Source organism: Synechococcus sp. UW105 (assembly GCF_900473935.1).
Taxonomy (GTDB): domain Bacteria; phylum Cyanobacteriota; class Cyanobacteriia; order PCC-6307; family Cyanobiaceae; genus Synechococcus_C.
The window spans coordinates 1-16,449 of sequence record NZ_UCNN01000013.1 but is presented as its reverse complement, the minus strand read 5'-3'; the positions used below and the strand labels follow the sequence as shown (position 1 = coordinate 16,449).

The following is a 16,449-nucleotide window of genomic DNA, read 5'->3' as shown; positions in this document are numbered from 1 at the left end:
TTCTGAGCAAACTTCCTATAGTACGCAGCTGCGCTGGTTAAATTCTTTCTTAAGCCATGTCTCTGACCGCCGTTATTGATTTTATGAGAGCAGTCAAAACTATCCCTCTACTCGGTGAACAAGTGAAAGCCGAGCGTGAGCTGGCCTCTCAGCGTTGTGGTGGTGGGTTTGACGATGAGTATCTTGATCAGTTGGTCGTGCTAGCTCATCACGCTGGATATCGAATTTCAGTAAAAGAGCTGAGGCAAGTTCCTGGATTTTTGCCAGTTGATAACCAGAATAAATTACCTAATGATGGTTGTTAGCTTGTCTCCCTGAGTGCCCTTTGGAATACGATCAGTATAGTAGTTATCGTCCAAAATGGATGAAATTAAGTCAGGTCTTCCTATTGCCTCTAGCAGTAAAGAAGCTGTTATTAATCTTGTTCCAATGCAGAAGTCGTCATATTTATATTCTGCACCTTTATGTGTGTGAGTGACGTGGCAGCCACCAGCACAGGAGTATCTGCAAAAACAATCTTCGCATTTGTCTTTTTTTGCAACTAGTTCGCGTATCTCATTTATGTTTGATTGCTCGATTGAGATTTTACCATTGGCATTCACTTCCCCTATCTTTAGGTTCATTTCGTGTTTTTCCCAGTCACTGGGAGATAAATAGCATGCATTTAGAGATCCATCTGGGTGGACCACAATTGCATCATCTCCGACTAAGCATGAAGTTAATCGTGGTTCACCTGGATTAATTGGAGTGTAAGCAAAGTCAACACCAGTGCCTCTAAGATGCAAAAAAGTATGATACCAATTCTTGGCAAAATCAGTTGGGTTGGGAGGGTATAGTGATGCTAGTATAGTTAATGTATTTTCAGTTAGTGGCTCAAACTTTATGCTTGCTGGTTGCCACCTTTTTACCATGTTAGAAGCGATTGATTTCATATTATGAACTGTCTCTGATGTGATACAGCCTCGGATGTGCAGCTCTAGCTTGCTCTTAGAGAAGTAATCTGCACTTCTGGCTACTGCCTGATAACTTCCGTGATCTTTATTGATTGGTCTATGTCGGTCATGTTCGTCTTGCTCTCCATCAATGGAGAGGATGATTTTATGGAAATTTTCTGATATCCATACCCGCATAGATTCAGATAAAACTCCATTTGTGGTGGCCATATAAAATGGTTGAATACAATTTTTCAAACACTCTTTGTTTGTAAATTCAACGATCTCTTTGATGAGCTCAAATGTTGTAAATGGCTCGCCCCCGAAGAAGTGGATCCTTAATGGCTGCTCTTCTTTTGTCTTCTGCTGACGCTGTGATCGCCTTTTTGCTGTCCATTTGATGATTTCTTTGGCTCTTTGAATGTCTAGACTATTTTGTGGGGAAGTTGGTCCGTCAAAGTGGCAATAAGTACATTGAAGGTTGCAGCCCCTTGTTGTTACAAAAACCAAAAATTCGTCACTCAGCTCTCCTTGTTTCTGCTTCGGTTTGAGGTGAGGCTCTTGCTGTATTAATTGGTTGATAATCGCCAGTTCGGTATCTTGCATGTTGACTTTGTTGCTTCTAATTTCTTGTATGTCTTCTTCTGTGAGTAGTGCATTAAAGTTATGAAGTGGAGCATGAATAAGCCAGCTTGATCCAGCTGGTATTGCAAAAACTTTGCTTGGATAAGGTATTTTTCCTTCGGCTGGGAAATTCTTTTTTTGTGTTTTCAGTTTTGCAGTCATGAGCCTACTTCTTGAAGATGCAAGTTAGAAATGTGTTGGCAGATTTGTTTACGCATAGTATCTATTTCATGCATACTGTAAAAGTGGTGGGTCAGGTAGCTTTTCAAAGATGCCTTTCTCGTAAAGCATGTTTGCTGCATGTAGAACAAGTCCTGGATTGACCTTAGTTTTCTTGCAGACATCTGAAACTATTTCTGATACTGTCGATTTTCCATTGATGCTTGATATCACTGCCTTTTCGATTTCGTCTTCTACGATTATTTTCGCGTATTGTGTTGTTAGGTTGAGTTGTCCTTTGGACTGGCTGATGTCGATCTCTCCTCTAACGGATAAGATCTTTTCGGCATCAAGACTTTCGTTGAAAATTTTACTCTCACAATGCTCAAAAAATTCTTCTATTTGTTTGCTTGAATCCTGAAAATTTGTTTCAGCATAAATGGCATATCCTTGCGGCCATTTTTCAAAGTCTATGCATGGGCTAATAAGCTTGATGCTTTTTTGTGTGAGGTTGATCAAAAAACCTGACACACAGGCGATAGAGCCTAGTTGGGTTCTTGTTGCTAAATCTTTTGCCCTCCCAGCACAGCTTTTTATTTTTAGTGATTCTGGATTTTGTAGTACAAGGTCGATATCTTTCAGCTGTAATGGGCTAAACTCCTTCATGATTATGTGAAGGTCTTCGAGGCTATTGATTGAGAAGCGGTCCCAGGTTCCCCCCATTGTTTCTCTTAGTTTTAAAAAATCCCTGGTGCGATTTAAATTCTTGCGCCACGCAGCAGTCGTTGTTTGAGGGGGGATGCCAAACTCTTTGTTGAACTCTTGAATGTACTTTTCGTAATCGGGATTGTCAAATGGATCTGTTGCCCAATATAAAAATCCTGTCGCTCCTGCTTCGCCTACATAGTTTTTAAGGCTGGCTGTAATCGCATTGAAAGTTGTCCCATTGTTGTTGCTGTCGTATCGTGCGACTGATTTCAGCTTGGGAGCTGAAAGGCCACAATATTGACAGCCGATGGAGCAACCTTCTGACAGTTCAATTGCGAATGGAAGCAGTCTTTTTCTTCTCGCAAACCCATCAGCTGCTTGTGCGGCATAACGATTTGCTTGTCTGTTTCGCCAGTGGTGAAACGACGAGGGGATTTCTGTATCTAATTTCTGTAGCCAATGGTGAGCCTTTTGCCGTCGCTTGGTGCACCAGCTTGTGTAAGTGATAGAGGCATTCGTCCTTCTGTCAAAGAGTCTATTTTCAGATTCCTGCCAAAGGTCTTGGATCTCTGATGGCAGCATCTTTATGCCATGGCAGCTTATTATTTGGTTGGGTCGCTTTATCGCTTCTTCCCTAAACTCGGGATCGGCGGTGAAAAGCTCCAAAAACCTTTTTACATCCCAGGGCTGTAACTTAGAGGCCATTGATTCGGTGATAGAAGGTTTGTAGGATTGAAGCTTTTCTCCGCCATTTACAAATACAAGGAATTACCAGCAGCAATTCAGTGCTCTTGTGTGCTGATTATTAACTCTCATCCAGTTGCCAACTTTGAAGTGTCTTGTATTGGCAGCTTTGCCAAGAGAAAGCTTTGCGAACATCTGTCCCCCAACAACTGCGGTAAGGTCTTCGGAGCCCAGAGGTTCGTCGATTTCATCAACGGAAGGCGGTTCTGAGGGTAGAGGGAAGTGAACCTCTTTTTCTCCGATAAAGTAGGGCAAGCCACTTTCTCCCTCTTTGATGACGACCTCCACATCATCTCTAATGATGTAGCCCTCTTCTGTTAGTACCTTCCGAGCATTTGCTTTTAGGCTTTCTTTGTATTCTGGTTCTTCCCAGCATTTTGAGATCACCCGGCCGAGAATCAGCAAGTCTTCGTTAGTCATTGGGTGTAAGCCTTTGGACTCTGTACTCTTTTTATGATGGCGACCTGCTGATCTCTGCACAGATTTTTTTATATTTTGTTTGGCCTCATTTGTTCTTTTGTTGCGAAAGAATGCGATTGTGTTGCGTTAAGGGCTTGCTAGGGATTCTTCTCTGGTCTCCTGCTTGTCGCCTCGGCTTCCCCTCAATGTCTTTGACGCACCTGCGGCATTTGGATTAGTTCACGACGTTCAGTAACTGCATGTATGCGCCTGCTGATTCCTCCACTAGTTGCTTATGTGTACCTTGCTGAATCACCTGGCCTTGCTCCATGACCAGAATCAGATCGGCATCACGGATCGTGCTCAGGCGGTGAGCCACAATCACCTGTGTGCAACCCCGCCGTGTGAGGTTGTTGATGACCTTCTGCTCAGTGTCGGCATCCAGTGCTGACGTTGCCTCATCCATAATCAGAATGCTGGGGTTGCCTACTAAGGCCCGTGCCAGCTCAAGTCGTTGACGTTGCCCTCCTGAGAGGTTGCGGCCGCCTTCGCTGAGCACAGTGTCGAGTCCATCGGGTAGGCCCATAATCACGTCGAGGATTTCAGCATCCCGGCATGCCGTTAGCAGTTCACGTTCATTGATCTCTGGATTCCAGAGGCTGAGGTTGTCGCGCACGCTGCATCCGAACAGCTGGATGTCCTGTTGCACCATGGCCAGTGAGCTGATGGCTACCGCACGGGGGATGGAGAGCAACGAGCGACCATCGAAGAGCAGCTCGCCTGCACTGGGCTGATGCAGGCCTCCCAGTAGTTTTGCCAGCGTGCTTTTACCGCTGCCGCTACTGCCGACAAGGGCAACCCGCATCCCGGCCTCAATTGTCAGAGAAAGGTCGTTGATTAGCGGGTCTTGAATTGTGGTGAAGCCGAAGCTCAGTTGCAGGAGTTCGATTCGCCCACTCAAGCGAGTTGGCGCCGTGGCCTGATCCTGGTCTGAAGGATTGGTGATTAACGGATCACGTGGTTGTTCGAGAACATCCTCGAGGCGGAGTACGCCTGCTTCAAATCCAGGTAGCTCCTGCACGAACCCGATCAAACTCTCGATTTGCCCTTTCAAGCTGAAGGCAATGGTTTGGGCGGCCAGCAGCATCCCCAGAGTGAGGTCGCCCCGGATGACGAGCAGAAAGCCCAGCAGGAGAACGGCAACCTCATTAAATGTGGTTAGACCATTGGGAATCAGTCGCAATTTGGCATTGCGAAGTTGCAGGGCCTGAAGGGTGTTGAGCAGTCGACTCTGGTATCCCGCAAAGCGGCGGAATACGTCGTGTTCGATCGCTGCGGCCTTGATCGTTTCGATGTCGCGCATGGCACTCACCACCACGGCACCGCTTTTGGCTGCATCCTTCTCCAGCGTGAGGCTGGCATCCTTTTGGGTGCGAAGGTTGAGTTGCACCACGATCGCGTTGATGGAGGTTGTGCTGAGAATCAGCACACCCAGCCATGGGCTGTAGAGAAAGGTGAGGATGAGATAGAACACCAGCAGCAACAGGCCAGTGATCATCGGGATGAGACGTCCTCCGATGAATTCGGCGATGCTGGCGTTGATCCCCATCCGATCAGCGATATCCGATGCATGGCGCTGGCTGTAGAAGCGTTCTGGTAGGGCGAGGATTTGATGCTCGAAGCCAATGGCGAATCGCCGGGTCAGGCGCTTTTCCAGCCGGCGGGTCCCCACCAGTTGCAAGTGCTGGAGCACGACCTGCACCCCAATGCTCAGGGCCATCGCCCAGAGCATTGGTTTGAGCCATTGGCTCATGTTGTTGCCGATCACCTCGTCCAGATAGATCTGGGCGAAGACCGGCATCACCAGCTGCGGCAGGATCAGCAGCAGCCCGGCGATCAGGATGAACAGAGCCGCGCCCGGTTCGCTACCGAGGCGCCGCAGCACGATCGGCCAGACGGATGGAGCCTTCCCGCCGCGCTTGAAATCGGGACCAGGTTCCATCGTCAGGACGATGCCCGTATAGCTGCGGTCGAATTCCTCTCGACTGACGCTGCGGGGGCCTAGGGCGGGATCGTTGAGGGCGACGCGATCGCCACGAAATCCCTCGAACACCAGAAAATGATTGAACTCCCAGAAGAGGATCGCCGGCGGATTCAACTGTTCCAGAGCCGTCAGCCCTTTTTTGAATCCCCGGGCCTCCATCCCTAGGCCGCGGGCCGCAAGGATGAGATTGGCGGCATCGCTTCCGTCTCGCGAGACGCCACACATCTCGCGCAGTTGGGTGAGGGGAACGTAGCGCCCATGGTGCTGCAACATGATGCTCAGGGAGGCAGCACCGCACTCGGTGTTCTCCATTTGCAGAACCGTGGGCGTGCGCACCATCAGTAGATCCCCGTGAGATCCCGCAGGATTGGGATCACGTAGCTGATCGGGCGCCGTTCTTCCACGAGAACCCGAACCTCTGTCGGTGTTCCCGTGGTGAGTTGCATGGCTGGTCCTGGGCCACCGCCCCAGTCGTAGCCGCTGATGGTGGATGGATCTCTCTGCAGAGTGGTTTGGACTTCAATCAGCGGTCCCTTTGGATCGATCCGTATCGCTTCGAGCAGGGACTCGAGCCCCAGACGTTTGATCAGGGCGTTGTCACTCACTGGTAGTCGTCGGATATTGAGGACCTTGCCTTCGATTCCACCGTGGCGTTGTTGTTTGGTGCTGGTCGGGCTGATGCGCACCCGTTGGCCCACGGTCAGGCGTTTGCCATCTCCGGCAGGGAAGAAAGCCAGACTCTCCAGCGGGGCTTGCGCTGGATTGGCCTCGATGGTGAACAGAGTGGTGCCGGGTTGTAGCACCTCGCCTCTGTGAACGTTGCGATCGATCACACAGCCGTCGATTGGAGCGCGGATCTGGGCGATCCGTGCGATTTCCTCATTGCGCGCTTCGATCCTGGCTCGTTGTTGCAGGATCTGTTGCTCCCGCTGACCATCGCGGGCTTCGAGGGAATCCACCAGGCTGCTGAGTTCCTTTTCGCGTTGGCTGAGTTGATCGATCGAGATCGCTCCTGATTCGGTCAGGTTTTTGATGCGCGCGATCTCTGACTTTTGTTGCTGGATTCGAATCGCTCCCAATTGGTCTTCGTGTTGGTCCTGAGTGATCAGTTGTGCCAGTTGCCGTTCGGCTTCCTGTTTGGTGACCTCCTGGCTGACAGGGTCAACCCTTGCCATCAATTGGCCGCGTTGCACACAATCTCCGATCGCCTGATTCAGCTCAAGAATGCGTCCAGCTAATTCGCTCTGAACCACGGTGAGGCTGTTGGTGCGGATCAGCACTCCCTTGCCGCTGATCCGCACGGGAAGGCGGCCGAAGATGGACCAGATTGCGATCGTGAGACAGAACCCACCCAGGGAAAGGAGAAGCAACCACTGACCTGGACGAAGCAGTCGCAGCGGTTGATCGAGTTGTTCCGGACTGGACAGTGAATCCAGTGCGTTTTTGCGGAAGAGGCTCATGTGATCTGACGTTCCATCATCCGGAAAAACAGCCCTTTGGCTTGCATCAGGGTGTCGCAGCTGCCCTGCTCCTGCACCTGGCCCTGCGCGAGGACAACGATCTGATCAGCCTGGCGGATCGTGCTCAGGCGATGGGCGATCACAATCCGGGTGATGGACAGTGAAGCAAGGCTGCGCGTGACGATCGCCTGAGTGCGGTTGTCGAGGGCGCTGGTGGCTTCATCAAAAATGAGGATTCTGGGTTGACGTACGAGGGCTCGCGCGATCGCGACCCGTTGTCGCTGGCCGCCTGAAAGAGTGCCGCCTCCTTCGGGCACCATGGTTTGCATTCCCATTGGCATGGCTCTGATTTCATCGGCTAGGCCGGCCAGCTCGGCCGCGTGCCAGGCCTCCTGTTCATCGATCACGCTGCCGCCTGCGATTGCTTCCATCAGGGTGCCGTTGAACAGGGTGTTCGTTTGGAGCACCGTTCCGATTTGTCGGCGCACGCTGTCGATCCTTAGACCGTTGAGCGGTTGGCGATCGAAACGGATTTCACCGTCTTCCGGAGCGGCGAAGCCCAGCAGCAGACGAACCAAGGTGGATTTACCTGACCCCGAAGGGCCAACAATGGCGAGTTGCTCCCCCGCTTTGGCCTCGAGACTGACGCCATCCAGCACGAGCGGTAGCTCTGGTGCATAGCGATAGCTCACACGATCAAGCTGAACGTGACCTTGCAGAACACCAGCTTCCTCACGTAATTCGGCAGTTTCTGGTTCGGTTTCGAGGATCGGTCGGGCCCGTTCATAGATCACAGGCATGTCGAAGGCGCCAATCAACAGTCCGGCGAAGCCAGCGGCGGCACCGATGAAGGTGCCGAATGCCGAGAAGAAGCCGAGTAGTTGCCCCACGTTCGGCGCATTCAGGCTCGGAGTATTGGCGGCCTCAGCGATTAATCGCGTGACCACGATGTACACCAGCAAGGTGCCGAGGTTGGGCATGACCGTCTTCAGCAAGGCGGCACTGGCTTCCTTGGCATCAAGCGCATTCTCAAGATTGACGATCTTCTGGAATTCCTGACCCCACCATCGGGCTGCAGCCTGTTCAGCGCCGGCCAGCCGCAGCTTCGATACAGCACCGAGCAGTTCCAGATTCCGGCTTTGTGCTTGACCTTCCGCTTCTTCCTGATGTCGTTGCAAGGGCCTCGACTGCAGACCAATCAGTGCAGTGGGCAGGAGGATCAACGCGGCGACCACTAGCGCTAAGGCTGTCAACTTCACGCTGATGCGCAGCATGAACAGGATGTAGATGCTGGTCAGCACCAGCCGCAGTAGCCCTCCTTCCAGAAGTTGTTGGATCTCACCGCGCAGTTCGTCGAGAGCACCAAAGCGCAGCTGTAAGTCACCAACATTTCGCGTCCTAAAAAAGTCGGTGGGTAGGCGCAGCAGGCGATGCATGCCGGCCAGTTGCGAGCGAGCGGCACCCCGTTGCTGGCTGAGTTGAACGGCCCTGGTTTGCACCCATTCGAAGCAGACGCGGGCAATGCCTGCTGCCACCAGGATCAGGCTGATCTGGAGCAGCAGGCCCAGGTCTCGATCGGGAAGAGCCTGGTTGGTGATCACCGTATTGAACGTTGGGGTGAGAAGGGAAAGCAGGGTGGAGAGCAGCATCACGCCAACTCCCAAGCGGAAGCCCCCACTGAGGAAGCCCAGAGTGGTGCCGGTGAGCAGTCCAGCAATCCCCATGCCGAAAATCCAACGGGCGGCTCCAACGTCTCTGCCGATTGCCAGAAGGAAGCCGATGATCACTCCAAGCAGGAGTCCGCCGATCACGAACGCTGTGGTGTGGCGTGGCTTGCCATAGGCAAACCGCAGTAATCCAAGAGTGCTCAGATCCTTTGAGCCGAAGGCTGGGCTAACCGAGAGCATGCGGGGTGACAGGTCCTCGAGCCATTGGCTGCACTGGTTCAGCGGTAATGACCTGGGCATCTGTCCAGGCAGCCAGGCGCGATACCCCTTGGCTGTGGACTTGAGCACCACGATGTTGCCGGGTGTGTCGGCTTGTTCGTCGACAAAACCGATCAGGTCTCCACAGTCCTGAGTTAGATCGCTCGCATTGATCACCACCTCCCTGGCGAATAGATCTGTGCGATTGAGCAGTTGTTGCAGCCGACGTCTCAGGTTCGGATCGGCCAGGTGAGAGGGAAGCGGTAGCAGCTTGCCTTGATCCCTGCAGACCAGGGAGAGTGCACTAAAGACCGGATCGCTAAGGTGCTTCCCCGGTTGCGTTGCAGCATCGGTGGATTCGAGATCGTCCGTGCCGCTGATCTCCATTTCCACGAACAGCTCCTGTTCGCTTCCATGGCTCAGAGGTTGATAGCTCTGCAGCAAGGTCTGATGACGCTGGTCGGAGACGCCATGCAGTGCGATCAGCTTCTCGATTAACTGTTCCTTGCTGGGGGGAAGTGAGATGCCGTCAACTAGCTCTTCATCAAGCTCTTCGCTTAGGCGTTGTCCTAACCACTGACGGCCCTCTGAGTCGTCGCCATCGGCTAGCAGCTCCACCCGGCTTGTTTGGATGGCCTGTAGTTTGAGTGTGATTGCGCTGGCGATCGGCTCTGGTAGGCCGGGATAGATGCGATCAGCTTCCAGACGCAGTAGTGCGAAGTCGCGGTCGCCAGAGGAGACGAGCAGCATCTCCCCTTCCTTGATCCGAAAGGGCAAGCCAGGCCATGGCTCCTGTCTGCCTGCATCCCAGCTCATGGCTCTGTGGCCTCCTTGGTCTGAAAGTGATTGCAGAGCCAGTCGAAGTGGCGAGCGGCTCGACTGATGCCTGTGAGCTGATCGAGATCGATTGTCTCGATCAGCTCAGATTGTTGGCTGTTCGTTCCACCTCGATGGCGTTGGAGTTGATCCCGACTGCGTTGGGAGAGCATGCAGGCCAAGCCTCGGTAAAACCGGCAGGAGAGGGAGAGGTCGCTCTCCAGTTCGGCCAAGAGCCGTGTTCGATTGATCGTCAACAGAGCCATGCCATCGGGACAATGCACGCCTGCTGAGGCCCCATCTTGCTCCTCCAGCAACAAACTCATTTCCCCTAATAACTCTCCACGGCGGGTGCTCCCCACGACTTGGGTGACCTCAGACAGGGTGAACAGGATGTCCGCGTTTCCGCTCAGAATGAGATAAAGAGCTTGCACGGGCTCGCCCTGTTGGAGCAGAAGGGTCCCAGGCTGAATCGATTGCAACTCTCCAAGACGGGCCAGCTGGTAGACATCCTGTTCCTGCAGATGGGCGAATAGCACCAGCACCTTGCGCAAGGGCTCAATCGAGTCGTGGTCGTTTGGATGGCGGTGAATCCAGGCGTTTTGCTCTTGGATCTGTGCAGCGAGTTTCTGGGCGATCAACCGATGCAGCTCCGACGCCAAGTGCAGGTCGTGCGTTTGCAGTGTCTCTAGCTCTGTGACTGAAATTTCCAGAACGCTGCTATCGACAGCGGCTGTGATGCATGCCACAGCAGGGCGCTGTTCTAGCCAGCTCATCTCGCCGACCAAGCTCCCAGGGGGCAGAGTTGCCAGCTGCTCCTGCCTCTGTTGGGGACCTGTGATGGTCGCTCTGAGGCTTCCCTCCATGAGCAACAAGAGCCTTTGCGGCTGCTCTCCTTCCCGAATTAGTTGCGTGGAAGCTGTGATTGTGCGCCTCACTCCTGTGGACTTCAGCCAGTTCAGAAGTTCCGGACTGCTGCGCTCGAAGACGCTGAAGGGCGACATGGCTTGGAGTGATGGCTGCCTTGGGCGGTTCAGTGCCAGGTTCTTTTCAGGATGGCTGTGGGCTGGCATTGATGCAGCCCTTGCGGCGGAAAGAAAAACTCCAGCAATGCTTCTTAGGGTTCAGAGCGCCAGCGATCCCAGCGAAAACTGGGCAACAGAGCCGCGAGATCCTTGCGGGGGGCACTACCACTGGCCAGATCGGTGATCAGCTCCGCGGTTGCTCCTGCCATCAGCACACCATTGCGGTGGTGGCCGCAGGCCAGCCACAGTCCAGCGATCGGACTCTGACCCAGTAAGGGGCCTTCGTCGGGTGTGCAGGGACGAAAGCCCCACCAGCGTTCCATCGGCGGCCAGTTGATGGCCTCTGGCAGCAACGCGGCAATGCCCTGTTGGAGGGTGGTTTGGCCCTGAGGTGTGAGTCCTTCGTTGAAGCCTGCATTCCGTTCCGATGTGGCTCCCACCACCACCAGGCCATCTTCTCGCGGCACGAAATAGGTCCCCGGACCGAAGAGCACCCGCCGCAGAGCACCGCGAGGAGTCTGCAACGACAACATCTGCCCCTTCACCGGAAACACCCGAAGTTCCGGTAGAAGTTGGGCACTCCAGGCGCCGCTACAAAGCATGGCTTGGCTGCAAGAGAGGGTGGACAAGGTTCCTTCCGAGTCCCTCGTGCGGACACCTTTCAGTTGGCCGTGGTCTTGCAGTAACTCCTGCACCTCCACTCCTTCTTGGAATTGCACACCTCGGTCGACACAGGCGCTCTCCAGAGCTCGCATTAGCTGGCGTCGGTTGTCGATTTGTCCGTCTTGGGAGAAGAGCAGACCCGCCGTCCAGCTTGCGGCCAGGCCTGGTAACTCTTGATGAAGTTGCTCTCGATCGAGCGATTCTCCAAATGCGGCCGTCGGGTACTGATCCCGTTCTTCAGTGCTCTGGAAGGGAACCACGATGCCGGTGGAGCGAAGTCCACAGGGAAGGCCACTGTCGGCTTCGATCTGTGCCACCCAGCTGGGAACTCGTCTCAGGCTCAACTGTCCGAGCTTGAGCAGGGCTCCGCTCAGGCCTTCTGCATGGGGTGCGAGCATGCCAGCGGCGACAAAGCCGGCCGCTTCGCTCCGTCGCCGACTGAGGACCGTGACGCCGATGCCCCGGCGCGCCAGTTGGTGGGCGATCGCCAGGCCCATCAATCCTCCGCCTAGGATCAGCATCGAAGTGGGTTGGTTCAGGCCTGAGAGCGTTTGGTGCTTGTTCCTCATAGGCCTGGACGCCATGAGCGCAGATTGTGGCGGACCACCAATTGACGACAGGTGAAGACCATTCCCCAACTCACAACCATGGCGGCGAAAACCGGCCACTGCAGGGTCTCGAAGTGGTCTGCTATCAACAGGCCTATGGTCAGCACCAAGGCACCGAGTACGGCAATCTCCTCATACGGCTCGCCTTGAAACGTGCGCGGTTCACGGCCTGTCACCACATCCAGCAACATGCCGCCGCCTGCGCAGGTGAGTGCGGCACAGATGGCCATCCACCACCAGTTCAGTTCAGCGTCTAAGGCGACCTGAGCTCCGATGATGGTGAATGTGGCCAAGCCAATGCTGTCGCAGAGCCCCAAGATCTTGTTGAACCCCTCGCTATCTGCGGCACCTTCGCTTAAGAAGCTCGTCAGGATCGATCCAGTGATCACCACGACCACGACGACCAGCAAGTAGGTGCTGTCTTGGAAGATGAACGGTGGAGAGCGCATGCCACCAATGAGCAGGTCGCGGAGGGTGCCGCCTCCCACGGCGGGAAGCAGAGTGAGGATGAAACAACCCCAGAGGTCGTAACGACGTTTAAGCGCCCTGATGAAACCTGACAGCGCAAAGGCTGTGGTTCCGATCAGATCGAGGCCATAGAACCAGGGGGATGCCACCAACGTCGCGAATGTCTGGCGTCCTGCCGGTCCTAGAGGACCTTTCTGGGGCCCATTGAGTTCGGCGGCTCGCCAAATTTTCAGGCTCCATGCACCCTTGGCCGCACGGCTGATGGCAGCTGTTTCATCGCTACCCTCTCCAACGATTTCCGCACTGCGCGCAAAAGCCCGCGGATCCAGAAGGCCGAAGCCCTGATTCAGATCCATCAGCTGGAGGACTTCCTCGAGCATGGCCTGTTGGTGCCGACTGTCACTGGCTTCCATGTAGCGCTCGGTGATGGCCACCGCTTCTTCGGGATGGCGCGCGGCATAGCGCCATCCATCAGCCAGGCTCCGCAGCAAGCGCACGAGGCGGTCGCGTTTCACGGGATCGTTGAGATCAGCCGCCCGTACGTAGAGACCATCCTCAAGAAAACCGCTGCTTTCTTGGGCGAAGCGCACGGTGAATAGATCCTTTTTGAGCTGACCCTCTTTGAGGATTGTTTGAAATTCGTTGTAGCTCATGGCCGTGGCGCAATTGACTTCGCCGCTGAGCAGGTCTTGCGCTGCTGGGCGTTGTTGGATCAGTTCAACAGCCTGTAAATCGAGCCCATGGCGTTGCAGCCAGTACCCGAAATCAAATTGATCTCCCACCAGCCAGGATCCAATTCGCTTTCCACGCAGATCAGCTGGCTGCGTGACCCCTGAGTCTGCGTTGCAGACCAGCATCGTTCCAGGCCGTTGAAGCAACTGCGCGATGTTCACTACGTCGGCACCCTGACGACGCAAATCCAGTGCGTCGGATGACCAAGCGACGGCCACGTCCACCTCGCCGTCACGCAGTCGCTGCAGGCCATTCACGGCAGGCCCTCCTGGCTCGAGGGAGACCTCAAGGCCTTCTCGGTGAAACAGCTCGTGGTCTTTGGCCACGTAAAACCCGGCAAACTGGGCCTGCGGCAGCCAGCGAAGCTGAACGCTGATATGAGCTCGATTCTGTTTGGTTTTTGCAGCGACCGGCAGTCCGATCAAGGCGATGGCCAGCATCAGGGCCAGCAGGATGCTCTTCAGACGCCGTCGCCAGCAATAACTGCCCATGACCGACGGCCAGTGAACCTGCATTGTGAGTTGCTTCCATAGGATCAGCCCACGCATGGAGAACACTGATGGCTGCTGAAAGCGCCTGGGAAGCCGTGATCGGTCTGGAGACCCACGTGCAGCTGGGAACCGACAGCAAAATCTTCACGGCTGCCTCCACCACCTTCGGTGATGAACCCAACACCCATATCGATCCAGTGGTGTGCGGTTTGCCTGGCACGCTGCCGGTGCTGAATCAGAAGGTGCTCGAGTACGCCGTGAAGGCAGCGATGGCGCTGAATCTAAACATCGCTGAACACAGCAAGTTCGACCGCAAGCAATATTTCTATCCCGATCTGCCCAAGAACTACCAGATCTCTCAGTACGACGAACCGATCGCTGAAGAGGGATGGATCGAGGTGGAAGTGGCCGAAAAGGGCAAGGACACCTATCTGAAAACGATCGGCATCGAGCGCCTGCATATGGAGGAGGACGCCGGCAAACTTGTTCACGCCGGTAGTGACCGTTTGGCTGGATCCACCCACTCCCTGGTGGACTACAACCGCGCCGGTGTGGCTCTGGCAGAGATTGTCAGCAAACCGGATCTGCGTACTGGTCGTGAAGCGGCGGAATATGCCTCAGAGATCCGCAGGATTATGCGTTACCTCGCCGTTAGCGACGGAAATATGCAAGAGGGTTCTCTTCGTTGCGATGTGAATATCTCCGTGCGACGGGGCCCTGATGCACCCTTTGGCACGAAGGTGGAGATCAAGAATATGAACTCCTTCTCGGCCATTCAGAAGGCGTGCGACTACGAGATTCAGCGCCAGATCAAGGCTTACGAGAGCGGTGAAGCCATCATTCAAGAGACCCGTCTTTGGGACGAAGGCAAGCAGCTCACCAAGAGCATGCGTAGCAAGGAGGGAGCGAGCGATTACCGCTATTTCCCTGACCCTGATTTGGGGCCGATTGAGGTGAGCGTTGATCAGCGGGAAGCGTGGCGGGCTGAATTGCCGGAACTGCCTGCTGCCAAGAGGCATCGTTATGCAGAAGATCTGGGATTGTCTCAGTACGACGCTCGCGTGCTCACCGATGAGCGGCCGATGGCGGACTACTACGAGGCGGTGGTGAATGCCGGTGCTGACGCCAAGCTTGCTGCCAACTGGATCTCTGGTGACATCGCTGCTCATGTGAACAGCAATCGGTTGAGTTATGCGGAATTGCCATTCCGTCCTGAGCAGTTGGCTGAGATGGTGCAGCTGATCGATGGCGGCAAGATCAGCGGCAAGATCGCCAAGGAGATTCTGCCCGAACTGCTGGAGAAGGGAGGTTCCCCGAAGGCGATCGTGGATGAGCGCGGGCTCGGAATGATTAGTGATCCAGCAGCGATCAGCGCCATTGTTGAAGAGCTGCTCGCAGCTCATCCCGACGAGGTTGAGGCTTTCCGTGGCGGCAAGACCAAGCTGCAGGGCTTCTTTGTCGGTCAGCTGATGAAGAAGACCGGTGGCAAAGCTGATCCCAAGCTGGCCAATCAGATCCTCAGCCAGAAGCTCAAGGGGTGAGCTTCTGGCGGTTTTGCTTCAAGGGGCTCAGATCGCTGGCCGTTGCTGAGGTGGGTACATGCCTGGCTGCTGCTGAGGTGGGTACATGCCTGGCTGCTGCTGAGGTGGGTACATGCCTGGCTGCTGCTGAGGTGGGTACATGCCTGGCTGCTGCTGAGGTGGGTACATGCCTGGCTGCTGCTGAGGTGGGTACATGCCTGGCTGCTGCTGAGGTGGGTACATGCCTGGCTGCTGCTGGGGTGGGTACATGCCTGGCTGCTGCTGGGGTTGTGCCTGCAGCGCACCGTTGGAGATTGTCTGCAACAGAGATCGTCCATCCGGCGAGACAAGAAGCACGGTCATCAAGCTGGGGGGCTGGCCCGCTTCCTCCCAGCCTGGAGGGCCACCGGGGATCTGAAAAACGATCCCTTGAGCATTCAGCTGCACGATGCATGGGTTGCGTTCGCTGCCCTTGAACATGCAGCGGGCCGGACGGTATTTGCTGAGACCTCCGTTCATCTTCACCGCCGCATTGCGTGCCAAGTTGACGCTGCGCTGGATCGAACGGGCATCGATCATTGCCGCCCCAGGCTGAGGTCTTCCTGGTTGAACTCCTTGTGGTCCCGGACCTCCGCCCTGCTGCATTTGCATCTGCTGCTTGAGGCGGTTGATCTCTTGCTGGTTCTGTTGCAGTTGCAGTTCAGCAGCGCTTTGCGCCTGAGCGGCCGGTCCGCCCCCGCTGATCAGGGTGATGCCCAGGGCGACTGTTGTTGTGGCGCAGGTCAGGTCTTTGAGTGAGGTCATTGGAGCAGATGGGTTCCTGTCGGGTTTGATCACAAGATCGCCTGAATCGGCAGGCCTCCTCATGATGCTGATGACTGCCAATGGTGAGCTTGATCAACTGGCGCAGAAGTCAAGACAAAACCCTGCGAATGGCAGGGTTAGCAGCGTGTTGTGTTGGATGTCGTGGTTCAGAGCCTGGGTGATCAGTAGCCGTAACGGGGCTGCTGCACATAACCGGAGTGCTGCTGGTAGCTGCTCTGCTGCTGATAGCCATAAGCAGGCTGGTGATACATAGGAGCCTGAGGAGCAGGGGCGTAGTTCACCGTCTGGTAGCCGTAGCCGGGCTGC

12 protein-coding genes are annotated in these 16,449 nt (G+C 54.9%); 2 read left to right on the top strand and 10 right to left on the bottom strand.

What is annotated here, in order from left to right:
• Positions 1-56 precede the first annotated feature (56 nt).
• Positions 57-305, top strand: coding sequence for a hypothetical protein (locus DXY16_RS14325; protein ID WP_137007026.1), 249 nt, complete (start codon positions 57-59; stop codon positions 303-305).
• Here DXY16_RS14325 and DXY16_RS05115 read toward each other — a convergent pair.
• From DXY16_RS05115 to DXY16_RS05075, 9 genes are all read right to left on the bottom strand, one after another.
• Positions 285-1,718, bottom strand: coding sequence for a radical SAM/SPASM domain-containing protein (locus tag DXY16_RS05115; RefSeq protein ID WP_115120128.1), 1,434 nt, complete (start codon positions 1,716-1,718; stop codon positions 285-287). The two genes, DXY16_RS14325 and DXY16_RS05115, sit on opposite strands and share 21 nt — an antisense overlap.
• 66 nt (positions 1,719-1,784) lie before the next feature.
• Positions 1,785-3,128 carry a radical SAM family RiPP maturation amino acid epimerase gene (locus tag DXY16_RS05110; RefSeq protein WP_115120126.1) on the bottom strand — a complete coding sequence of 448 codons (1,344 nt, stop codon included), beginning with the start codon at positions 3,126-3,128 and terminating at the stop codon, positions 1,785-1,787.
• A gap of 63 nt (positions 3,129-3,191) precedes the next feature.
• Entirely contained in the window at positions 3,192-3,572 is a 381-nt protein-coding gene (locus DXY16_RS05105; protein WP_137007025.1) for a hypothetical protein, read from the bottom strand.
• Between the two features lie 229 nt (positions 3,573-3,801).
• A complete protein-coding gene (locus DXY16_RS05100; RefSeq protein WP_115120121.1) occupies positions 3,802-5,949 on the bottom strand; it encodes an NHLP family bacteriocin export ABC transporter peptidase/permease/ATPase subunit in 2,148 nt (715 codons plus the stop codon).
• Entirely contained in the window at positions 5,949-7,070 is a 1,122-nt protein-coding gene (locus DXY16_RS05095) for an HlyD family efflux transporter periplasmic adaptor subunit (RefSeq protein WP_115120119.1), read from the bottom strand. The genes DXY16_RS05100 and DXY16_RS05095 overlap by 1 nt, the downstream gene beginning before the upstream one ends.
• A complete protein-coding gene (locus DXY16_RS05090) occupies positions 7,067-9,811 on the bottom strand; it encodes an ATP-binding cassette domain-containing protein (protein WP_115120117.1) in 2,745 nt (914 codons plus the stop codon). Before DXY16_RS05090 ends, DXY16_RS05095 begins: the two co-directional genes overlap by 4 nt.
• On the bottom strand, positions 9,808-10,815 hold the full coding sequence (locus tag DXY16_RS05085; RefSeq protein WP_170953850.1) for a cyclic nucleotide-binding domain-containing protein: 1,008 nt from the start codon (positions 10,813-10,815) through the stop codon (positions 9,808-9,810). Before DXY16_RS05085 ends, DXY16_RS05090 begins: the two co-directional genes overlap by 4 nt.
• Before the next feature lie 113 nt (positions 10,816-10,928).
• Complete coding sequence (gene thiO, locus DXY16_RS05080; protein ID WP_115120222.1) at positions 10,929-12,020, bottom strand: glycine oxidase ThiO; 1,092 nt, start codon at positions 12,018-12,020, stop codon at positions 10,929-10,931.
• 44 nt (positions 12,021-12,064) lie between these two features.
• Positions 12,065-13,855, bottom strand: a complete 1,791-nt coding sequence (locus tag DXY16_RS05075; protein WP_137007024.1) for an ABC transporter substrate-binding protein — start codon at positions 13,853-13,855, stop codon at positions 12,065-12,067.
• A gap of 11 nt (positions 13,856-13,866) precedes the next feature.
• Between DXY16_RS05075 and gatB the strand changes: the two genes are divergently transcribed.
• Positions 13,867-15,339, top strand: a complete 1,473-nt coding sequence (gatB, locus tag DXY16_RS05070; protein ID WP_115120111.1) for an Asp-tRNA(Asn)/Glu-tRNA(Gln) amidotransferase subunit GatB — start codon at positions 13,867-13,869, stop codon at positions 15,337-15,339.
• Positions 15,340-15,366: 27 nt separating this feature from the next.
• Here gatB and DXY16_RS14950 read toward each other — a convergent pair whose 3' ends face one another.
• Entirely contained in the window at positions 15,367-16,122 is a 756-nt protein-coding gene (locus DXY16_RS14950) for a hypothetical protein (RefSeq protein WP_179949732.1), read from the bottom strand.
• Positions 16,123-16,449 lie beyond the last annotated feature (327 nt).